The following is a 20,506-nucleotide window of genomic DNA, read 5'->3' as shown; positions in this document are numbered from 1 at the left end:
ACACGGTGCGAATTACACGGTGGTAATTTCGAACGCGCGTTCGAAAGTCGAGCGTTGGAGAAATTATGCCTGGTCAGGGGGTAGATTCGCAGCGACGCGCCCGGCGGGGAATCGGCATCCCGCGCGTGTCCTCCACACCCGGGGGCTTCTCATCCACGAGTTGTTCACAACGTTATCCACAGGCCGGAGACGGCCCTGTGAATACAGGCGGATCAACCCATCAGATCGAAGTACACCGGATGCGCGTTCGCGTCGGCCTGCGCCGTCGAGCGCACCGCGGCGAGATGCTTCGCGGTGGTGCGGCGCACATCCTCGAGATAGCGGATCGTGTGTTGCTGAGCCTCGAGCAGGCGCGTTGCGCGCTCCACCAATTCGGCCGGAATCGGGCCGAGTGCGGACGGCGGATGCCACGGCAGCGGGTCCGCCTGGGCGACCGCGAGCTGCAGGTCCTCCTCGACGCGGCTCAGCGCATCCTGCCAGTCGCGCACGCGATCGCCGTCGTCGACAGCCGCCTCAAGCGACACCGAGATCCCTCTCGCCGAGTGCGGACGAAGCCCCCGCGTATCCGGATGCGCCGTATCCCCCGGCCGCCTTCGCGCCGGCGGCAGGCAGTTGAGCCGCAGCCTCGTGCCAGGTCTGACGCAGCGGTTCGATGAGTTCGATCGCCTCGCGCACCTTGCCGGCGTCGCGGTCGATGTTGCCGGAGACGATGAGCTCCGCCACGTAGGTGTAGAGCTGGAGGAGCCCATCCGCGCCGTCCCACACGTCGAGCCGGAGCGACGACGCCAGTTCGGCGACGATCTGGTCGGCGTGACGCAGGTTCTCCCACGCCGTCGACCAGTTCTGCTCGCCGAGGGCGCCGGCGGCGCGTTCGAGGTCGAGCACGAGACGGTCGTAGAGCATGGTGAGCAGGCGGGCGGGCGAGGCGGAGAGCACCGCATCCCGGTTGTACTGGGAGAGCTTGGCGGCGGCGCCGTTCAGAAGGCTCATGACGAACTCGTCGAGAGAGAGGCGAGCTGGCCGGTCAGCCACGACGACTGGGACTGCAGCTTCTGCAGGTTAACTTCGAGGGTGGCATACGTCTTCTCCAGGGATGCGCGGCGGTCGGACAGCCGCAGATCCCAATCGCTGATCTGGCCGTTCAAACCCTTGACGGTCTTCTGCTCGCCCGCGATCTTGGTCGTGATGGTGCCGTCGTACTTGTCGCTGACCATGCCGGCGGCGTCGGCGACCCGGCCCGCGATGGCCTGCAACGCGGCCTTGGTCTTGTCCGGGTCGGCGGCGAGCGCGGCCGCGAACTTGTCCTTGTCGAGCGAGATGGACCCATCGCTCGCCACGACGATGCCGTAGGTCGACGGCGACACACCGTCGAGCGGGGCCTGGGCGGCAGCGGTCAGTTTCGAGGTCGCGTCGCGCACGGTCGAATCGCCGGTGAACGCCCCCGCGGTCACGACCGTTCCGCCGGTGGCGTTGGTCGTGGTCGACACGGCCTGCTTCTGGTCGATGTAGGTGAAGATGTCGTTCAGGGTGCTGACGAGCGAGCTCGCCACGGCCGCGAGCGCGGTGTCGTCGCGCGCCACGGTCAGCGTGACCGGAGTGGTGGATGCGGCGGAGACGCTCAGCGAGACGCCCGGCAGCACATCCGTGAACGTGTTGGTCGCCGAGGTGACGACCTGCGCGGCGCCGGTGCCCGCCCACAGGGTGAGTTGCGCATCCTGCGCGGCCCGCACCTGCGCAGCGCCCGGCTCGGTGAGGAGATCGGTGGCGGTTCCGGCCGTGACGTCGGCCGTGGTGCCGCGGTAGGCGGTGAACCCGCCGGCGGCTCCGGTCTTCGCGGAGGAGAGCTGCAGCCGATACAGCTGATCGCCCGTCGCCGGGTCGAGACCGGCCGCGACGCGTGTAGCGCTGACACCGACGCCGGCCTTGTTGATGGCCGCTGCGACGTCGGCGATGGACGAGCTGCTGGCCGTCACCTGCTTCATCGTTCCGTCGGCGGCGACGAACGTGAGAACGGGAGGCTGGTCGGGCCACTGGGTGAGCGGACCGCTCACTGTGACCTGCGACTGGGCGACCTTGTCGACGGTGAAGTCGATGGTCCCGTCGGTGGCCCCGACGCCCGCGGTGACGGTGACGGAGGTGGAGCTGCTGGTGGCGGTGTGCAGGTCGACGCCGGCCGGCTTCGCCGTCTTGCCGGCCGCATCCGTGAGAGCCGCGATCTTCGAGTTGAGCGCCTGCATCGCCGTGATGTAGGTGGTGGAGTCGGTGACCTTGCTCTTCAGAAGCGTCTGCGGAATCGCCTCCGCCTGCATCAGCTGGTTGATCAGGTCGGTGGTGTTGAGCCCACTGATCAGCCCGTCGACAGCCATGCCCATGCGGGTCTCCCTCCTCGGCCGGTGGTGCGGATGGCGCGCTCAGCGCGCCGGATGGTGGGGGCCGGGATGCGTTTTGGGGTTCCGCATCCCGGCCACCCGACTACTAGCGGAGCAGCTGCAGAACGCCCTGGCCCGACTGGTTCGCCTGAGCGAGCATCGCCGTGCCTGCCTGCGACAGGATGTTGGAGCGGGTGTACTTCACCATCTCCTCCGCCATGTCGGTATCGGTGATCCGCGACGACGCGGCCGACAGGTTCTCCTTGGAGACGTTCAGGCTGCGGATGGTGCTCTCGAAGCGGTTCTGAACGGCACCGAGGTTGGCGCGAGCGGTCGACACGTTCGTGATCTGGGTGTCCAGAGCAGCGATCGAGGTGAGCGCGTTGGCCGCGGTGTCGAACGTGAGCGCGCCCACCGCGGTGGCGACGGTCGCGACGTTGGCACCCGAGAGGTCGACCGCGATCTGGTCGTTGGCGGCAACGGAGCCGGCGCCCACCTGGAAGGTCAGCGTCGCGTTGGAGCCGTCGAGCAGCTTGATGCCGTTGAAGTTCGCGTCGCCCGAGATGCGGGTGAGCTCCTTCTGCAGCTGGTCGACCTCGGTCTTGATCGCCGCGCGCGAGTCGGTGTTGTTCGAGTCGTTACCTGCCTGGACAGCCAGGTCGCGCACGCGCTGCAGGATCGAGTGCACCTCGGTGAGCTGGCCTTCAGCGGTCTGCACGACGCTGATGCCGTCCTGAGCGTTGCGGGCGGCGACGGTGAGACCGCCGACCTGCGACTTCAGGCCCTCGGAGATGGCCAGACCGGCCGCGTCGTCAGCCGCACGGTTGATGCGGAGACCACTGGACAGCTTCTCGAGCGACTTCGAGAGATCGCTCTGCGTGTTGTTCAGGTTGCGGTAGGCGTTGTTGGCCGTGATGTTGGTGTTGATCTGCATACCCATGATTGCTTTCCTCCATGATTGGGTTCTTGCGCCGCCCATCCGTGGGCGACATCAATGCCTATCGGCCGTTTCTGCGTGGCCGTTAGGACGTTCTCAAGATGCGTTGCGCGCGCTCGTCGGCTGCGACGAGAGCCGGGCGACATTGGCGACCGCGTGCTGCGCGAGCCGGGCGAGGTAGGCGCTGCGGCGGGCCTGCGAGGTCTTGGCTTCGATGACCGCGGGGTCTCCCTCGTCGGCGTAGTGGGTGGCCATGCCCTCACGCATGAGACGGATGGCCTCCGACCGCTGCTGCGACACGGCCGAGTGGGTGATGCCCAGTTCGCCGGCGATCTCGGTGACGGTGCGGTCGTCGAAGTAGATCGCCTCGACGACGTAGCGCATCCGCTCCGGCAGAGCCTCGACGGCCGCCCGGATGTACGCCGTCTGCTCACCGGCGAGCAACGCCTCTTCGGGCGAGGCCGCCTCGGAGACCAAGAAGGCCTCCGTGGTCTCGTCGATGGTCGTCACGGTGCGGGATGCGTCGGAGAGCCCGGCGACGGCCGTCTCCCTGTCGACGCCCAGAGCGTTCGCGATCTCCTCGACCGTGGGCGTGCGGCCGAGGCCGGCGGTGAGGCTCTCCTGCACGGCCATGGTCTCTTTGATGCGCTTGCGGGCCGAGCGCGTCGCCCAGTCGCTCGCACGCATCTCGTCCGCGAACGCTCCGACGATCCTGGTGCGGGCGTAAGCGCCGAACGGAATGCCGAGGGTCGGGTCGAAGGCGTTGGCGGCGGTCACGAGGGCCACGGCGCCGGCCGAGGCGAGGTCGTCGCGGGAGAGGTGCGTCGCCCGCGCGCAAAGGTCGGAGACCAGGTAGCCGACGAGCGGCAGGTTCTCTACGACGAGCGTGTTGCGTTCTGTGCGGTTCACGCGAGCGACCCCTGTCTGGATTCGCCGAGCGTCCACGATTCGTCCGGAATGCGACGTCACGCGGGTGGGCTCGGGTGGTTCTGTGGATGTTCGACTGGGATCGGGTGTCGAACAGGCGCTAGGGGTCTTTCTCGGTGTTCACGGTAACAATCCCCGGCCCACGAATACTTGTATCCGGTGCCCCCACTACGGGGCTGTCCCTACCCCCAGTACCGGGGATATCAGCCCTCCTGCGAAAAGCGATAAGGACTTCAGTGATTTCACGGGCTCGGAGCCCTAACATCGTGCCCAACGGTGCCGATTGTTCCCTTCGACAGCGAGCGTTCTGCTCGTTCGAAGAACCCGAGGGGACCAGGTGCGCACTTCTACTCACGAGGAAGTTGGTAGCGACATGGCCGCGAGCGAACTGTCAGCGCAACTCTGGAAGGAACGCGAGCTGCTGGAGCTGCTGCTCTTCAAGCTCGAGGAGGAGCAGCTGCTGCTCACCGCCGGCAAGTCGCGCTGGATCTCGCACGCCACCCGCGAGGTGGAACAGGTCATGGAGCGGATGCGCTCCGTCGGCCTCGCCCGCACCGTCGAGGTCGCATCCCTCGCCGACGAGTGGGGCATCAGCCCCGACTCGACCCTCCGTGAGCTCGCCGCTGCCGCCCCCGACGGAATCTGGGCCGACATCTTCTCCTCGCACCTCACCGCCATGACCGAGCTCACCGGCCAGATCGCCGAGGTGCGCGACATCAACGAACGCCTGCTCCGCGAAGCCGCGCGCTCCACCCAGGAGACGCTGAGCGGTCTGTCCACCGGCGGCGACCCCGGCATCTACGGAGCCGGCGGCGAGAGCCGGCCCGGAACATCCGGCGCCCGATTCTTCGACACGGAAGCGTAGGTCGAACACCGAATGAGCACTTTCAGCGGCCTGAACACCGCGTACACCGGCCTCGTCGCGGCCAAGACCGGCCTCGACGTGGTCGGCCAGAACATCGCCAACGCAGGCACGGCGGGCTACACCCGCCAGCGCGTCGTGACCTCGGGCGTCACCGCACTGAGCAACGCCGGACTCTTCACCGGCGGAGTGCGCCCGGGTCAGGGCGTCAGCGTCGACGGCATCCAGCGGCTCGGGGATGCGGGCCTCGACGCCCGCGTTCGCACCACCACCGCGCTCTCCGGCTACTCCGGAACCCGCGCGACCGCTCTCGCCACCCTCGAAGCGTCGCTCAACGAGCCGGGAACCAACGGCCTCTCCACCCAGCTGCAGAAGTTTTGGAGCGCCTGGTCGGATGTCTCCAACCAGGCCGGCGAGTCCGCCCCGGCCGGCGCGCTGCTCGGGCAGGCGGCGACGCTGGTCACCCAGCTGTCGCAGGGGTACCGCGCCGTCGACGGCCAGTGGTCCGCGCTGCGCACGAGCGTCGACGGAATGGTCTCCGACCTGAACACCGCCGCCAGCGAGGTGGCCGACCTCAACGGTCGCATCCGGTCGACGCTCGCCGCGGGAGGTTCGGCGAACGAGCTCATCGACCGCCGCGACCTGCTCACCACCAGCATCGCCAACCTCTCCGGCGGCGTGGTCGTTCCGAAGCAGGACGGCACCGTGGATGTGCTCATCGGCGGCAACGCCATCGTCTCGGGCACCGACTTCAACGCCGTGCAGGCCGCGGGCTCCCGCCAGCTCGCCGACGCGACCGGCGACCCGGTGCGCCTCGAATGGGCGAAGGGACCCGGAACGGCCATCGCGATGGAGGGCGGAGCCATCTCCGGTGCCCTCTCGACGCTCGCCCCGGCTGACGCATCCGGAACCGGCGGGGTTCTCGCCGAGGCCGCCGCCAGCTACAACACGTTCGCGGTCACCCTCGCCCAGAAGGTGAACGACGTGCACCGCACCGGCGCCACCCCGTCGGGGGCGACCGGGCTCGACTTCTTCGCGATCGACGCCTCAAAGCCTGCGGCGCTCGGCATCTCGGTGGTGCCCACCGGGGTGGACCAGATCGCTGCGAGCACCCCCGGAGCCGGCGGCAAGAACGGCAGCGTCGCCGACGCCATCTCCCAGCTCGGCACCGGGCCCGGTGCGGTCGACAAGCTCTGGTCGTCTTTCGTGGTGCGCGTCGGCGTCGCCAGCAAGACAGAGAACCAGCAGTCCGATCTCGCCGACCTGGCCACGACCTCGGCCGTGAACTCGCAGCTGGCCAACTCCTCCGTCGACCTCGACGAGGAGAACATGAACCTGCTGGCCTTCCAGCACGCATACCAGGGCGCCGCCCGAGTCATGACCGCCGTCGACGAAGCTCTCGACGTACTCATCAACCACACCGGATTGGTCGGGAGGTAACCCGTGTTCACCCGCGTCACCAACGCAACGCAGGCGCTCAACGCGCAACACAACCTGCAGGCGAACCTGCAACGCCAGGCTCTGCTCTACGACCAGGCCACGAGTCGCCGGCAGCTCACCAAGCCGTCCGACGACCCCACGGCCACGGCGAGCGCCCTCGGTGTGCGCGCCGACCAGAGTGCCACCACGCAGTACGCCCGCAACGCCGACAACGGCGACGCCTGGCTCACCACGGCTGACTCGACGCTCAGTTCGGTGGAGAGCATCGTGCAGCGCGTGCGCGACCTCACCGTGCAGGGCGCCAGCGACGGATCCCTCTCCCCCGAGGCGAAGGAAGCTCTGGCGACCGAGCTCGACGGCCTCAAGCAGAGTCTGCTCTCCCTGTCGAACACGAGCCTGCTCGGACGCAACATCTTCGCGGGCAACTCGGATGCCGGCGTGGCGTTCCAGCCCGACTACAGTTTCACCGGCGCAGTCGGGAGTACAGTCGAACGCAGAATCGGCCCCGACACCACGGTGCGAGTGGATGCCGACGGTGCGGCGGTCTTCGGAACCGGCGCGTCGTCTGTCTTCGCCCTCATCGACAACATCTCGAGCGACCTGCGCTCGGGAGTCAACGTCGGGACGCGTCTTGCGCAGATCGACGACCGGATGAAGGCAATCGTGGGAGAGCACGCAGAGATCGGCGGGCGGCAGACCCGCATCGACAAGGCCAAGGACACCATCGCCGTGAGCGCCAACTCTCTCGAAGCCCAGCGTTCCAGCCTCGAAGACGTCGATCTCAGCAAAGTGCTGCTCGACCTCAAGACGCAAGACGTGAACTACCAGACCGCGATCGCCGTGACGGCCCGCGTTCTTCAGCCGACCCTGATGGATTTCCTCCGATGACCGCACTCGATTTCGTCACCCCGCCGCCCGGACTCGAGCCCCTGCGAGAGTTCGAGCTGGCCGCCGTCGACGGCGCCACCGGCCTCTACACGCTGCAGTCGCTGGAGCGCCCCGAGATCCGCATCTTCGCGATCGACGTCGCCCAGCACCTCCCGGGCTACTCCCCCGAGGTCCCCGACGACCGGGCCGCCGAGATCGGCGTCGCCACCGCCGACGACGTGCTCGCACTCGTGGTCGTGAGCCCGTCACGCGAGGGCAGCACCGTGAACCTCCTCGCCCCCGTGCTCATCAACCGCCACACCGGCGCGAGCCTCCAGCTCGTGCTCGACGACGACTTCCCCGTGCGCGCCGAGCTCGCCGCCCTCGCCGGCGTCTAGCCGCGCCGCCGCCGCCGCCGCGCTCGCGCCGCTCGCGCCGCTCAGATCGAGCGTGCCCGTTCCGGTCGAATGTGCCAGGCACAGCAGCCACACTCGACCGCACCAGCCACACTCGGTCGGATGTGCCACATTCACTGGACTGGGCATCCTCTCAGCGCGACTCGTATCGGCACACCCTCCCAATCGGGCCCATCCGTTCCGGTCGAGACTGCTCACCTCGATCGAGAGTGGCCGTTCCGACCGAGCGTGCCCCTTCAGATCGAACGTGCCCGTTCCGGTCGAATGTGCCAGGCACAGCGGCCACACTCGACCGCACCAGCCACACTCGGTCGGAGTGCCACTCTCGCCGACCGGGCATCCCACCAGCGCGACACACATCGACGCGCTCCCGCTGATCGAACGCGGCCGTTCCGGTCGGGCGTGCCCGTTCGCATCGAGGGATGCTCTTGCGATCGAACGTGCCCGATCCGGTCGAGTGTGGCTGGCAGAGCGGCCACGCTCGACCGGAGTGGCCACAGTCGGCAGAAAGTGCCACGCTCGGCAGCCGGAACAAGCTGGGACGAGCCGAAACAGGCCGCGAGCGCGCGGCGGAAGCCCCGCCTCCGCCTACTTCGCCGGTGCCGCCGCCGGCGCGCACACCGTGGAGCGCTTCAGCTCCGCTACGGCCTGCTCTTCCGACCAGGGCAGCCCGGCGACGACTTTCGCGCCCTTCTGCTTGGCCGGCGCCTTGGCCGCGATCGAGATCAACCGCTGGGCGAGCGACTGGATGAAGACTTCGCCTGAACTCGAGTTGTTGAGCGCCACCACGACGGTCAACCCTGAGACCGGGTCGCTGAACGCTGCGGACAGGTATCCGGGGATGGCGCCGACGCTTCCTCGCATCGGCCCCAGCATCGACACGCCGAGACCGTATTCGCGCCAGGCCGCACCCACCGAGATGCCGTCGACCTGCGCCTTCGCCGATTGCTTCGACAGCAGGGAGCCCGTGGCGAGCGCTTGTGAGAACGATTTGAGGTCGGAGACCGTCGAGACCGCACCGAAAGCCGTCCATCCCATCGAGGGCGAGAGAGCACTGACGTCGGTGACGGTTCCGCAGATCGCGTGCCCGGAGGCGTCGATGGCGGTGGCGTAGCCCACCGGGTGCGCACCGGTCAGTGTCAGGTCGCTGGAGGCCGGCAGGTACGTCGACGACATCCCGAGCCTGCTGAAGATGTACTTCTTGTAGAGCTCCTGCCAGCTCGACCCTGAGGCGTTCTCGAGCGCCATTCCGAGCAGGATGTAGTTGGTCGCGGCCAGGCCGAACTTCTCGCCGGGTTTGCCGACGGCCGGCGCCGCGATCCCGTCGCTCGCCAGCTCGAGCGCGGGCCACTGGCGCGTGGGGTTGTTCACGAAGATGCGGTTCAGGATGGGCCCGTAGTCACCGAGACCCGACGTGTTCTGACACAACTCGCGCAAGGTCACGCCGTCCACTCCCACGAACCCGGGAAGGTATTTGAGCACCTGGTCATCGAGCTTGACTGTGCCGTCGTCCACAAGGCCGAGAAGCACGGTACAGGTCATCGGCATGGTGTTCTCGGCGATGCGGAACGACATGTCGGGGGTGACTTTGGTGCCGCCTTTCACCGCCGTGGTGCCTTTGCCGGCCACCCAGCTACCCGCCCACGGCGCCCACACGCCCACCATCGCTGCCGACGACCCCGACTGGGTCATCGCATCCGTGACCGCGGCGTCGAGTCTGCCCTTGACGTCGGCCGAGAAGCTCCCCGCCACCTGATCCGGCAGCTTGGTGCCGGCATTCGCGTAAGGCGTGCAGCCGGTGAGGATGAGTGCGATCACGCTCGCCAGAACGGCGACGGTCGCCCGCCTCTTTCCGCCTGCCCGTTGTCGCATGAAGCCATCCCCCGATGGTCGTGGTGCCCTGTTCAAGGATTCTAACCGCTGCCCCGGGCGCACCTCGTCACCCTTACGATCGAGATCATGCAGAACTTCAGCCCCGAGATCATCGATGCCGTGCTGCGGCACATGAACACCGATCACCGCGACGACAACCTGGTGATCGTGCGTGCGAACGGCGCTCCGGATGCGACCGACGCCACCATGACCGCGCTCGACTCGGTGGGCGGTGTCTGGGCGGTGCGCTCGGGCGCCGAGGATTCGGAGCTGAAGGTCGAGTGGCCGATCCCGGTGGCCGAGCGCGCCGACATCCGCAAAGCGGTCGTCGTTCTCTACCGCACAGCCTGCAGACAGCTGGGTGTCGAGCCACGCACAGACTGAGGCCGCGTTCAATGGCCTTCCCATCCAATCCGATGCGGGCCATCCTCCGAATTATCTGATGAACACGACGACCGTCGCGCTCATCCACTAGGAGGGAACCTGCCATGAGCACTTCACCGAATCGCCTGGTCGCCACGATATTCGGCGCCGTCTACATCCTCGTCGGCCTGCTGGGCTTCGCTGTCACCGGTGGGGTCGGCTTCGTCGCCACGAAGGGTGGCCTGCTCCTCGGAATCTTCGAGGTCAACCCGCTGCACAACATCGCGCACCTGCTGATCGGCGCCGCACTGCTGATCGCCGGCCTCACCCGCGTCGCCGCGGCCAAGGCGACGAACACCACCGTCGGCGCCGTGTACCTGCTGCTCGGCATCGTCGGGTTCTTCCTGGTCGGCACGGGCGCGAACATCCTCGCACTCAACACGCCCGACCACTTCCTGCACCTCGTGAGCGCCATCGTGCTGCTCGGTGTCGGCCTCGGCGCAGACCGCACGGTTCGCGCCAAGTCCGCCGTCGCCTAGCCACCTGACCACCACGGCGAGCCGGAGGAACAACACCATGCTGGGGACATCCCTGGGGGCGCCCGTAGCCGCGACCGACGTCGCACGAGCGAAGTCGTTGCCGACGACGTCGATCGTGCCGCCGGCCGCGCGGGCCTGGCTCGCCGTGGCGGCACTCGGCGCGGCGCTGTTGCACGCAGCTCTCGCGGCGAGCGCCCCTCTCCCGGCCCTGATCGTCTTGCTGGCGATCGGGGCCGCGGAGCTGGCCTGGGCCGCCGCGACCCTCGCCCGCGATCAGCCGCCGGCGCTCAAGGCTTCGCTGTTTCTCGCCCTGGTGCCCGTCGGCGCCTGGGCGGCGATCGCAACCGTCGGCGCCACAACCGAGGCAGGAACGGTTCTGGCACTCCCACCGCTCCCTCTGGGTGTGGCCTCGCTCCTCGACGTCGCGATCTCACTCACGGTCGCGGTGCTGCTGCGCCGCAACCGGCCCGCACCGCAGAACACCGGCGCCGGGCGGTTCGTGCTCTCTCTGGCCCTGAGCGCAGCCGTGGTGTGCGGCGTGACGATCCCGGCCCTCGGAGTGACGGATGCAGGGGTCGCCGCCGTCGATGTGCACCTGCAGCACGGCGGTCACCACTGATCCTCAGGCCGATGCTTTCCCGGTCGCCGGCGGGGGTTCGCTTTTTCACGCCGCTCCCCTATGCTGAGGTGAACCGAACTTAGGCAAGCCTTACCTCATCGACCTCAGGAGCATCGTGGCCGACATCATCCCCTTCTCGCAAGCTCTGCGCGAACGAACCCGCACCGACCACGGATCGAGCGAGGGTGCCGAGTTCATGCAAGACCTGATGAGCGGCAAGGGAACCCGCGACGACTACATCGCCCTCGTCGCGCAGCACTATTTCATCTACGAGGCTCTCGAGGCCGCGGCGGCGCTCATGCGCGACAACGAGGTCGCGGCGACCTTCATCACCCCCAAGCTCACCCGGCTGCCCGCAATCGTGGCCGATCTCGAGTTTCTGCTCGGGCCGGACTGGCGCGACCTGGTCACCCCGTTGCCCACCACCGTGCGCTACGTCGACCGCATCCGCACGGTCGGCGCCACGTGGCCCGGCGGGTTCATCGCTCACCACTACACGCGGTACCTCGGCGACCTGTCGGGCGGCCAGATCATCCGCACACTCATGCAGCGACAGTTCGGCTTCGAGACCAACGGGGTCGGGTTCTACCTGTTCGCCGAAATCGCGAAACCCCGCGAGTTCAAAGACGTCTACCGGGCGCAGCTCGACGCCGTCGACTGGTCGGAAGCCGAGCGCGAGCGCGTGATCGACGAGGTCATCCTCGCCTACCGTTTCAACACCGAGCTCTTCGAAGACCTCGCCCTGGCGAAGGCCGCCGCCTGACAGCTGCCGACCTCAGGCCGTGCGGGCGCTGAGGGCGAAGGATGCCCGCCCGAAGCGCACGACCGACCCCGGCTCGACCTCGTGACGCGTCTTCGGATCGCACGCGTACGCACCGTCGCCGGGATATTCGATCGTGGTGCCGTTCGCCGAGCCGAGGTCCATCACCCAGAAGATTCGGTCGTACTGACCGAACGCGAGATGAGCGCGGGAGACCGATTTCGTGTCGTCGTCGACGGTGATGAGCTGGATGTGCGCCGGATCGTCGAACTCGGTTCCCGGCGTGTGCACCGACGGGATGCGCCCCACCACGCCCTCACCGCTCGTCTCGATCCGCCGGCCGTCGCTGAAGTCCAGCACGAAGGTCTGCGCCATCTGTTCTCCGATCGATCGATTCAGCTTTGCCGTGCCTGCACGCGCATGAAGCGCTCCACATCCGGGTCGACCATGATGTCGCTCGGCCGGAGAGGACGCGTGAGATAGAGCCCAGCGAGCGACGTGATCCGGCTGAGCGCCACATACGTCTGCCCCGGGCTGAACGCGCGATGGCCCAGGTCGACGATCGCGGAATCGTAGGTCTTACCCTGCGACTTGTGGATGGTCACCGCCCAGGCGAGGCGCAGCGGAAACTGGGTGAACTCGGCGACGACGTCTTTCGTCAGCTTCTTGGTGGCAGGGGAGTATGAGTACTTGAACTTCTCCCAGATGGCCGGCTCGACCTCGTGGATCTCGCCGTCGACGTCGACGTAGACGTTGGAGTCGATGCGCGTGACGGTGCCGATCGTGCCGTTCACCCAGCGCGGGCCGTCTTGCTGGCCCGAGTCGTTGCGCAGGAACATCACCTGGGCTCCGACCTTCAGTTCCAGTTTCTCGTCTGCGGGGAAGGCCCGGCCGCCGAAGTCGCCACTGACCTCGGCCTTCGCCGTGAGGGCGCGACCGGGGAGCCGTGCAAGGGCGCTGGCGTTGATGCGGTTGACGGTGTCGTTGCGGGTGGCCAGTGTGATCGTGCCGTCTTCCGGGGCGGGCCTGGCGCCGGTCTCGTTGAGACGATCGGCGATCTCTTTCGTGACCTGCCCATGACGCACCGCATTGAGCATGTACTTGAAGTCGGCCTCGTGCTGGCGCTGCACCTCCACCAGCTCGACGATCTTCAGGTCGGCCTGCTCCCACACCTTCGCGTCGAAGAACCACATCGACCGGTAGGTGTCGGTGAAGTACGCCCGCTCCTCCGGATCGCCCGGCACCGGCGCCAGCTGGTACGGGTCGCCGAAGAGCACGACCTGCACGCCGCCGAACACCTCTTTCGGGCGCTGGCGGGCCTGCCGGAGGCTGCGGTCGATCGCATCCATGAGGTCGGCGTTGACCATCGAGATCTCGTCGATGACGAGCGTGTCGATGCTGTTCAGCACCTTGCGCAGCTCGGCGCTCTGCTCGATGTCGTGGTCGGCGATGACGCCGATCGGCAGCCGGAACAGGGAGTGCACCGTCTGCCCGCCGACGTTGAGCGCTGCCACACCCGTCGGGGCGGTGATGACCAGCGACTTGTCGGTGTTCCACGCGAGGTGGTTCAGCAACGTGGATTTTCCCGTGCCGGCACGGCCGGTGACGAACACGTGCTCGCGCGTGTGCTCGATGAGATCGAACACCGCCTGCTGCTCCGGTGTGAGGGTGAGTCGGCTCATCCGAGTCCCTTCCCTCGCGCGACCTGCCGAACTACTCTAACTCGGCCGAGGGTGCCAGGAGGCGTTCTCCACAGGCCCATAGGATGGCCTCATGGTTGGGGATGAGCAGGACGGTCGGCCGACGCATCCCCTCGGCGCTCTCTCCGAGCGCACCCGCGGTCTGCTCATCTGGTCGGGTTTTGCGGTTCTTCTGATCCTGGCCTTTCTGGCGGCGCTCGGCGCCGTTCAGCGCACCTTCTACAGCGCGGGCGGCTTCGCGACCGCCTACGTGCAGTCGCTGGCGCGCCACGACCTCTCGGCGGCCATGGGGATGCCCGGGGCCGACCCGACAGCCGCCTACCTGAAGGCCGCCGGGCTGCCCTCGAAACCGTCGCGCGAGCTGCTGCGAACGGATGTGCTGCCGAAGCTCGAGGCGGTGCGTCTGGTCTCCGACGACGACCTCGGCACCGGCGTGCACCTCGTCGAAGTGCGCGCCATCGCCGACGGCCAGCCCATCACCGCGCGTTTCAGCCTGAAGCAGACCGGCTCGGTGCTCGGCATCCTGCCGACCTGGCGGTTCGCCCAGACGCCTCTCACCGTCGCTCACGTGACGGTCGAGCACGCGGACACCTTCACTCTCGCGGGCCACACGCTCGAGCCGCGGGCCGCTCGGCCCCAGCCGGCGGACGCCTTCACTGTGAGCGCCGACTACCTCGTGTTCGCCCCGGGCATCTACCGTCTCGGTCACGACGCCCCCCTCACCAAGGCGGACGACGTCACCCTCACCGCATCTGCACCCGGGCGCGCCGTCGAGGTGAACGTGGTGGCGACCCCGACCGCCGCCTTCGCCTCGAAGATCGAAAAGCAGCTCGACTCCTATCTCGACACCTGCGCCGAACAGCGGGTGCTTCAGCCGGCCGGATGCCCGTTCGGCGTCACCATCGACGACCGGGTGCAGGGCGAGCCCGCCTGGAAGATCGCGAGCTACCCGCCGGTGACCATCGTGGCTGGGGAGACCGGCTGGACCATGCCGGCGGCCGACGGCGCCGCCCACCTGTCGGTGACCGTGCAATCCCTGTTCGACGGCACGGTCGAGCAGCGGGAGAGCGACGAGCCGTTCGCCGTCTCGCTGTCGAAGATCGTCGTGCGCCCCGACGGCGCCCTCGACATCACTGTCGCGGACTGAGCCGGCCGAGCGGGACGGCGCCCGGCACGGCGCCACGGCACACGGCGCCGTGCTCAGCGCGAGCCGGCTCCGTCGCGCTGCGCGAGCTTCGCGAGCCGTTCGTTGTAGGCGTTGAGCTCCGCCTCACCGGTGCGGTCGGCGTTGCGGTCGCTGCGTTTCGTCTCGCGGTCGTCGTTGCGGCTCCACTGGATCGCGACGACGATGGCGAGGATCACCGTCGGAATCTCGCCGACGCTCCAGGCGATGCCCCCTCCCGTCTGCTGGTCCACGGTCGGCGTGGCGCCCCAGACGCGCCCCATCGCGCCGAACCAGTCGGCGAGCAGCAGACCCTGGTTGGTCATGATGGAGAGGCCGAAGAACGCGTGGAACGCCATCGTGCCGAGCAGCAGCAGGAGCCGGAACGGGTAGGCGAGCCGGTACTTGACCGGGTCGATGCCAATGAGCGACTGAACGAAGAGGTACCCGGTGATGAGGAAGTGGGTGACCATCCACTCGTGACCGATGTGGTCGGTCGTCGCCCAGCGGAACAGCGGCGTGTAGTAGAAGAGCCACAGCGAGCCGGCGAAGAGCAGCGCCGCCACGATCGGGTTCGAGATGACGCCGGCGAAGCGCGAGTGCACGGCCAGCAGAATCCATTCGCGGCCGCCGCGGGAGCCGTCGGTTCGCTTGCGGATCGCGCGTGCGGCCAAGGTCACCGGCGCGCCCGGAACGAGCAGCAGCGGAACCATCATCGTGAGCACCATGTGCGCGAGCATGTGCTGCGAGAACAGGTACTTCTCGTAGACGTTGATGCCACCCGACGTGATGTAGAACAGCAGCACGAGCCCGGCCACCCACAGGATGGTGCGGTGGATGGGCCACTTGTCGCCGCGCTTGCGCAGACGGTGAACGCCGGCCAGGTAGAAGAAGAGCGCGAACGCGCATCCGAGAACCCACAGCAGGTCGAAGTTCCAGCTCAGGAACATGCGGTCGAACGTGAGCTCGGGAGGAAGCTTCTGGCCGGTGAGGATCTCCGCAGGCGTCGGAGTGGCACCCAGTTGTTCGGCCACCGGCGTGGCGGTGCGGGCGAGGGCGGCGGCGACCCCGGAGGCAACCCCCATGAAGCCGAGCTCGGCGGTCACCAGCCACCAGAACGCGGTTCGGTTTTGGCTGGTCTTCAGCCGGCCGATCAGGTAGCGGCGCTGCAGCACACCGAACAGGCCGAGCGCGCCGAGAGCTGCGACCTTGACGAGCACGAGTATTCCGTACGGTGTCGCCAACTGCGCGAGCGTTCCGACGCGCAGCTCGGCGTTCACGTATCCCGAAGCTGCCACGACGATGAAGGAGATCAGCGCGATCGACGAATAGCGCTCGAGAACGACGACCAGCCGCTGACCGTCGAGGGCCTTGCGCAGGATCACGAGAGTGAGCAGACCGCCCAGCCAGAGCGCGGCGAAAAGAACGTGAAGGCCGAACGAGGTGACAGCGGCGTCGTGGCCGGCGGCGTCGGCGCTGTGCCCCTGCTGAGCCATGGGGACGATGGATGCGATGGCCAGCGCGGCGACGAACACCAGCGCGGTCTGGTTGCGCACGGCGAAGCAGAGCACCGTGACCGCTGCCGCGATGAGCGTGATGCCGAGCCAGGCCTGACCGATGGACACGCTGGTGATGAAGGAGCTCAGGCCGTTGGTGAATGTCTCGTCGAACGAGAGGGGCACGTTGGAGACGCTGACGAAGGTGAACAGACCGGTGACCGCGCTAGCGACCGTCATCACCGCGGCCGCGCCGGCGGCGAAGTCGAGCGCCTTGCCGTACTCCTCACGATCAGGCGTGAAGGCGAAGCATGCCAGCACCAGGCTGCCGATCACGCCGGCGACGCTGAGGTTCACGATCAGTGTCGACGCCGGCAGGCCCCAGCGCACAAGAGCACCGGGATCGGCGAGCAGTGGCGCCGCCGCGCCGCCACCGAAGGCCAGCGCTGCGATCATCGCGAGAACGGCGACGATGAGCAGCACGGCGGGGCCGGCTACGCGGACGATTCGGGGCACCAGCCAAGCCTACGCGGGGCGCGCTGGGAGGCCGCACACAGCGGAAGGGGGGAACGACGAAGGGGACACCGCCGACGGCGATGTCCCCTTCTGAAGCAGGTGAGACTACTTGACGGCAGCCTTGAGCTTCGAGCCGGCGGTCAGCTTGACGCGGTGGCCGGCCGGGATCTTGATCTCGGCGCCGGTCTGCGGGTTGCGGCCCGTGCGAGCGGCGGTCTCGGTGCGCTCGGCGGCGAGCCAGCCCGGGATGGTGACCTTGCCGCCGTTGGCGACGGTGTCCGCGACGGTGGCGAAGAAAGCGTCGAGCACGCCACCGACGGCAGCCTGGCTCTGACCCGACGACGCGGCGATAGCGGCAACGAGCTCGGTCTTGTTCAGCGACTTGTCAGCCATTGAGTGTCCTCCTCGGACCTTGTGCTGTTTCTACAGCTTTTCTGTGGAACGGTTGAGGCCACGCGGGCCGTAACGTCTGGTCGGTTTGACCGCCTTGAATGTATCAGAAACCCGCGGAAACACGCGGATTCCCGCATCATTTCTGGAATTACTCAGACTCGGGCCGAATCTGTGCAGAACAGCAAAAGGGGCGCCCGGCCGTAGCCGTGCGCCCCTTCGAGAGCTTTTCGCGCTGGGTTACCAGCTCGACTTGGTGATGCCGGGCAGTTCGCCACGGTGCGCCATGTCGCGGAAACGCACGCGCGAGATGCCGAACTTGCTGAGGTTTCCGCGCGGACGGCCGTCGACCGCGTCGCGGTTGCGCACGCGGATCGGCGAAGCGTCGCGGGGGAGCTTCTGCAGGCCGACGCGAGCGGCTTCACGCGACTCGTCGGTGCCGTTCGGGTCGACGAGGGCCTTCTTGAGCTCGAGGCGCTTCGCGGCGTAGCGCTCAACGATTACCTTGCGCTGCTCGTTCTTGGCGATCTTTGACGTTTTAGCCATGTGTTTAGCGCTCCTCTCGGAAGTCGACGTGCTTGCGCACTACGGGGTCGTACTTCTTGAGCACGAGACGGTCGGGGTTGTTGCGACGGTTCTTCTTGGTCACGTAGGTGTAACCGGTGCCAGCCGTCGAACGAAGCTTGATGATCGGACGTACGTCCTGCTGCTTTGCCATTAGATCTTCTCCCCACGGGCCAGGAGGTCCTTGACCACGGACTCGATGCCACGGGCGTCGATGACCTTGATGCCCTTGGCACTCAGGGTCAGCGTCACGTTACGGCGAAGCGACGGAACGAAGTACGTCTTCTTCTGGATGTTCGGGTCGAAACGACGCTTGGTGCGCCGGTGCGAGTGCGAAATGTTGTGTCCGAAGCCGGGAACGGCTCCAGTCACCTGGCACACTGCTGCCATTGTTTTTCTCCAATACCGCGGAGCCGAATGCTCCGCCCAAGGTCACTTGTCGGCACGCTCAACACCCTTTTTCCGAGGATGGGGGTGTTTGCGTACGATCTGAATGGGAGAGGCCCACTCAGCCAAACATCAATACTACGCGACGGATGCGCATCCCGCCAAATGCCGTGCCGGGCATACGGCGCGGTCACCCGGCGGCGACGCGCGAGCAGTTCGCGCAGAGGCCGAACACGTCGACGACGTGCTGTGCCTGGGTGAAGCCGTGCGCGGCCGCGGCGGCCTGGGCCCACTGTTCGACCGCATCCGCCTCGATCTCGACGGTCAGGCCGCAGTTGCGGCAGATCAGGTGGTGATGGTGGCCCGTGGTGCACGCGCGGTAGAGGCTCTCGCCGTCGGGCGACTGCAGCGAGTCGGCGTCGCCTTCGGAGGCCAGATCGGCCAGCGCGCGGTACACGGTGGCCAGGCCGATGGGGGAGCCCGTCTCGTGCAGTGTCATGTGCAGCCCTTGCGCGCTGACGAAGCCCTCCGTCGAGGTCAACGCCTCGCGAACGGCTTCTCTCTGCCAGGTGTTCCGCTTCACGGCACCAACCTAGCCCGCCAGGCTCACGGGATGCCGTGAGCGGCGCGAACCACGGCGAGCGCCGACCAGGCGGCACACCACGTAGATCAGGAAGGAGATCGTCGTCACGTACGGGCTGATCGGCAGTGAACCGCCGAGTGCCAGCATGATTCCGCCGACCACCGAGACCAGCGCGAACCCGACGCTCCAGAGCGGCACGGCCAACGGCGACGACGAGATGCGCATCGCCGCGGCGGCCGGGGTGACGAGGAGCGACAGCACCAGCAGCGCGCCGACGATCTGCACCGAGACGGCGACAGCCAGGCCGAGCAGCACCATGAACGCGAGCGAGACGAAGCGGGTCGGCACGCCGCGGGAGGCGGCGACATCCGCATCCAGGCTGTCGAATGTGAGGGGCCGCCAGACCACGAGCAGACCGATCACGACCACGGCGCCGATCAGCAGCAGCCAGCCGAGTTGCGGGTCGTCGACCGACACGATCTGCCCCGTCAGCAGGCCGAACTTGTTGGCGCTGCGCCCCGGGTAGAGGGCGAGGAAGAGGATGCCGAGGCCCAGGCCGAACGGCATGAGCACGGCGATGATCGAGTTGCGGTCTCTGGCCTTGGCCCCGAGCAGCCCGATCAGGATCGCGGCGACCAGCGAACCGGCGAGCGAGCCGAGCACCACGTTGGCTCCGAACAGCAGGGCTGCCGCCGCACCCGCGAACGAGAGTTCGCTGATGCCGTGCACCGCGAACGCCATGTCGCGCTGCATCACGAACACCCCGATCAGCCCGCCGACGACGCCCAGCACGGCGCCCGCGAGGATCGAGTTCTTCACGAGCGCGAGCAGCTCGCCGTAGTTGGCGAAGTTGAACAACTGCGACCAGAGGTCGGGGGAGGAGGAGGCGAGATGCATGATCATGCGCGGGGCTCCTCGTGCGGCGTGCTCGCGTGATGGTGGTGGTCGTGAGTCTCCGCATCCGGGATGCCGACGACCACGATGCGGCCCCGGCTGCGGATGACGTCGACCGGAGTGCCGTAGAGGTCGGTCAGCACGTCGCTGCGCAGCACCTCGTCGGGAGCGCCCTCACGGAACCGGCCGCCGGCCAGGTAGAGCACCTTGTCGACCATTCCGAGCACGGGATTCACGTCGTGCGTCACGAAGACGACGGCGCTCCCGTGCTCCCGGCGCCTGCGGTCGATCAGCTCGCTCACACCCCGCTGGTGCTGCAGGTCGAGGGAGAGCAGCGGCTCGTCGCAGAGCAGCAACGCAGGGTCTCCGGCGAGCGCCTGGCCGACGCGCAGCCGCTGCTGCTCGCCGCCGGAGAGGGAGCCGACCGGGTCGTCGGCGTAGCGCCGGGCGCCAACGGCGTCGATGAGCCTGTCCACCTGCGCCCGGTCGGAGCGCGTCGGAACCGGAAGGCCCCAGCGATGCCCGTTGACGCCGAGCGCCACGAGATCGCGGGCGCGCATCGGGGTTCCGGCCGCGATCAGCTTCTGCTGAGGGATGTAGCCGATACGACGATCGCCGCGGCGCACCGGATGCCCGTCGAACTCGATGCTTCCGGCGTCGAGCTGCTGCTGGCCGAGGATCGTCTTCAGCAGGCTCGTCTTGCCCGAACCGTTCGGCCCGAGCACGGCCACGAACTCGCCGGCGTGCACGTCGATGCTGAGCCCGCTCCACAGGGTGCGGTCGCCGAAGCCGAGGTCGGCATCCCGCAGCCGCAACACCACGGGCCGCTCGGCCGGCGCTGGT

The 20,506-nt window shown here is 67.7% G+C and carries 25 protein-coding genes; 9 read left to right on the top strand and 16 right to left on the bottom strand.

What is annotated here, in order from left to right; all coding sequences use genetic code 11:
* Positions 1–212: 212 nt before the first annotated feature.
* The 5 genes from ACFVWR_RS08070 to ACFVWR_RS08050 all read right to left on the bottom strand — a co-directional run bounded on the left by ACFVWR_RS08070 (position 213) and on the right by ACFVWR_RS08050 (position 4,215).
* Entirely contained in the window at positions 213–524 is a 312-nt protein-coding gene (locus ACFVWR_RS08070; protein ID WP_387209856.1) for a hypothetical protein, read from the bottom strand.
* Positions 514–990 carry a flagellar export chaperone FliS gene (gene fliS / locus ACFVWR_RS08065; protein ID WP_387209854.1) on the bottom strand — a complete coding sequence of 159 codons (477 nt, stop codon included), beginning with the start codon at positions 988–990 and terminating at the stop codon, positions 514–516. Before fliS ends, ACFVWR_RS08070 begins: the two co-directional genes overlap by 11 nt.
* The gene (gene fliD / locus ACFVWR_RS08060) at positions 987–2,372 is read right to left on the bottom strand and encodes a flagellar filament capping protein FliD (protein WP_387209852.1); all 1,386 of its coding nucleotides are present in this window, start codon (positions 2,370–2,372) and stop codon (positions 987–989) included. Before fliD ends, fliS begins: the two co-directional genes overlap by 4 nt.
* A 103-nt stretch (positions 2,373–2,475) precedes the next feature.
* Positions 2,476–3,309 (bottom strand): flagellin, encoded by an 834-nt coding sequence (locus tag ACFVWR_RS08055; RefSeq protein WP_387209850.1) that lies wholly within the window; start codon positions 3,307–3,309, stop codon positions 2,476–2,478.
* A 93-nt stretch (positions 3,310–3,402) separates the two neighbouring features.
* Positions 3,403–4,215 (bottom strand): sigma-70 family RNA polymerase sigma factor, encoded by an 813-nt coding sequence (locus ACFVWR_RS08050; RefSeq protein WP_387209848.1) that lies wholly within the window; start codon positions 4,213–4,215, stop codon positions 3,403–3,405.
* Between the two features lie 391 nt (positions 4,216–4,606).
* Between ACFVWR_RS08050 and flgN the strand changes: the two genes are divergently transcribed.
* The 4 genes from flgN to fliW are packed head-to-tail and all read left to right on the top strand — an operon-like array spanning position 4,607 to position 7,800.
* Positions 4,607–5,098: a flagellar export chaperone FlgN gene (gene flgN / locus ACFVWR_RS08045; protein WP_387209846.1), complete on the top strand. Its 492-nt coding sequence runs from the start codon at positions 4,607–4,609 to the stop codon at positions 5,096–5,098.
* Positions 5,099–5,110: 12 nt separating this feature from the next.
* On the top strand, positions 5,111–6,535 hold the full coding sequence (gene flgK, locus ACFVWR_RS08040) for a flagellar hook-associated protein FlgK (RefSeq protein WP_387209843.1): 1,425 nt from the start codon (positions 5,111–5,113) through the stop codon (positions 6,533–6,535).
* A 3-nt stretch (positions 6,536–6,538) separates the two neighbouring features.
* Positions 6,539–7,423 (top strand): flagellar hook-associated protein FlgL, encoded by an 885-nt coding sequence (flgL, locus tag ACFVWR_RS08035; RefSeq protein WP_387209841.1) that lies wholly within the window; start codon positions 6,539–6,541, stop codon positions 7,421–7,423.
* On the top strand, positions 7,420–7,800 hold the full coding sequence (fliW, locus tag ACFVWR_RS08030; RefSeq protein ID WP_387209839.1) for a flagellar assembly protein FliW: 381 nt from the start codon (positions 7,420–7,422) through the stop codon (positions 7,798–7,800). Before flgL ends, fliW begins: the two co-directional genes overlap by 4 nt.
* Positions 7,801–8,406: 606 nt before the next feature.
* Here fliW and ACFVWR_RS08025 read toward each other — a convergent pair.
* Positions 8,407–9,690: a serine hydrolase domain-containing protein gene (locus ACFVWR_RS08025; protein WP_387209837.1), complete on the bottom strand. Its 1,284-nt coding sequence runs from the start codon at positions 9,688–9,690 to the stop codon at positions 8,407–8,409.
* Between the two features lie 87 nt (positions 9,691–9,777).
* Here ACFVWR_RS08025 and ACFVWR_RS08020 point away from each other — a divergent pair, with 87 nt between their 5' ends.
* From ACFVWR_RS08020 to ACFVWR_RS08005, 4 genes are all read left to right on the top strand, one after another.
* Entirely contained in the window at positions 9,778–10,074 is a 297-nt protein-coding gene (locus ACFVWR_RS08020) for a DUF2470 domain-containing protein (RefSeq protein WP_387209835.1), read from the top strand.
* A gap of 104 nt (positions 10,075–10,178) precedes the next feature.
* On the top strand, positions 10,179–10,592 hold the full coding sequence (locus ACFVWR_RS08015) for a DUF4383 domain-containing protein (protein WP_387209833.1): 414 nt from the start codon (positions 10,179–10,181) through the stop codon (positions 10,590–10,592).
* Between the two features lie 37 nt (positions 10,593–10,629).
* On the top strand, positions 10,630–11,211 hold the full coding sequence (locus tag ACFVWR_RS08010) for a hypothetical protein (RefSeq protein WP_387209831.1): 582 nt from the start codon (positions 10,630–10,632) through the stop codon (positions 11,209–11,211).
* 115 nt (positions 11,212–11,326) lie between these two features.
* Positions 11,327–11,974, top strand: coding sequence for a heme oxygenase (biliverdin-producing) (locus ACFVWR_RS08005; protein WP_387209829.1), 648 nt, complete (start codon positions 11,327–11,329; stop codon positions 11,972–11,974).
* Between the two features lie 12 nt (positions 11,975–11,986).
* On the opposite strand, the gene ACFVWR_RS08000 is transcribed toward ACFVWR_RS08005, so the two are convergent.
* Together ACFVWR_RS08000 and ACFVWR_RS07995 are read right to left on the bottom strand one after the other, a co-directional pair.
* A complete protein-coding gene (locus tag ACFVWR_RS08000; protein ID WP_387209827.1) occupies positions 11,987–12,346 on the bottom strand; it encodes an FHA domain-containing protein in 360 nt (119 codons plus the stop codon).
* Positions 12,347–12,366: 20 nt separating this feature from the next.
* Entirely contained in the window at positions 12,367–13,653 is a 1,287-nt protein-coding gene (locus ACFVWR_RS07995) for an ATP-dependent RecD-like DNA helicase (protein ID WP_387209825.1), read from the bottom strand.
* A 91-nt stretch (positions 13,654–13,744) separates the two neighbouring features.
* Between ACFVWR_RS07995 and ACFVWR_RS07990 the strand changes: the two genes are divergently transcribed.
* Positions 13,745–14,818 carry a hypothetical protein gene (locus tag ACFVWR_RS07990; RefSeq protein WP_387209823.1) on the top strand — a complete coding sequence of 358 codons (1,074 nt, stop codon included), beginning with the start codon at positions 13,745–13,747 and terminating at the stop codon, positions 14,816–14,818.
* Positions 14,819–14,871: 53 nt separating this feature from the next.
* Here ACFVWR_RS07990 and ACFVWR_RS07985 read toward each other — a convergent pair whose 3' ends face one another.
* From ACFVWR_RS07985 to ACFVWR_RS07950, 8 genes are all read right to left on the bottom strand, one after another.
* Complete coding sequence (locus ACFVWR_RS07985) at positions 14,872–16,785, bottom strand: cytochrome c oxidase assembly protein (RefSeq protein WP_387209974.1); 1,914 nt, start codon at positions 16,783–16,785, stop codon at positions 14,872–14,874.
* A 165-nt stretch (positions 16,786–16,950) separates the two neighbouring features.
* A complete protein-coding gene (locus ACFVWR_RS07980; RefSeq protein ID WP_387209821.1) occupies positions 16,951–17,238 on the bottom strand; it encodes an HU family DNA-binding protein in 288 nt (95 codons plus the stop codon).
* 237 nt (positions 17,239–17,475) lie between these two features.
* The gene (rpsN, locus tag ACFVWR_RS07975; protein WP_387209819.1) at positions 17,476–17,781 is read right to left on the bottom strand and encodes a 30S ribosomal protein S14; all 306 of its coding nucleotides are present in this window, start codon (positions 17,779–17,781) and stop codon (positions 17,476–17,478) included.
* 4 nt (positions 17,782–17,785) lie between these two features.
* On the bottom strand, positions 17,786–17,953 hold the full coding sequence (gene rpmG, locus ACFVWR_RS07970; RefSeq protein ID WP_085367414.1) for a 50S ribosomal protein L33: 168 nt from the start codon (positions 17,951–17,953) through the stop codon (positions 17,786–17,788).
* Positions 17,953–18,189: a 50S ribosomal protein L28 gene (gene rpmB, locus ACFVWR_RS07965; RefSeq protein ID WP_055857759.1), complete on the bottom strand. Its 237-nt coding sequence runs from the start codon at positions 18,187–18,189 to the stop codon at positions 17,953–17,955. The genes rpmG and rpmB overlap by 1 nt, the downstream gene beginning before the upstream one ends.
* A 187-nt stretch (positions 18,190–18,376) precedes the next feature.
* Complete coding sequence (locus tag ACFVWR_RS07960) at positions 18,377–18,769, bottom strand: Fur family transcriptional regulator (RefSeq protein WP_387209816.1); 393 nt, start codon at positions 18,767–18,769, stop codon at positions 18,377–18,379.
* Positions 18,770–18,778: 9 nt separating this feature from the next.
* A complete protein-coding gene (locus tag ACFVWR_RS07955; protein ID WP_387209972.1) occupies positions 18,779–19,666 on the bottom strand; it encodes a metal ABC transporter permease in 888 nt (295 codons plus the stop codon).
* 2 nt (positions 19,667–19,668) lie between these two features.
* Positions 19,669–20,484: a metal ABC transporter ATP-binding protein gene (locus ACFVWR_RS07950; protein ID WP_387209970.1), complete on the bottom strand. Its 816-nt coding sequence runs from the start codon at positions 20,482–20,484 to the stop codon at positions 19,669–19,671.
* Between the last annotated feature and the right edge of the window lie 22 nt (positions 20,485–20,506).

Source organism: Leifsonia sp. NPDC058292 (assembly GCF_042880955.1).
GTDB lineage: Bacteria > Actinomycetota > Actinomycetes > Actinomycetales > Microbacteriaceae > Leifsonia.
This window is presented reverse-complemented; position numbering and strand designations above follow the sequence as displayed.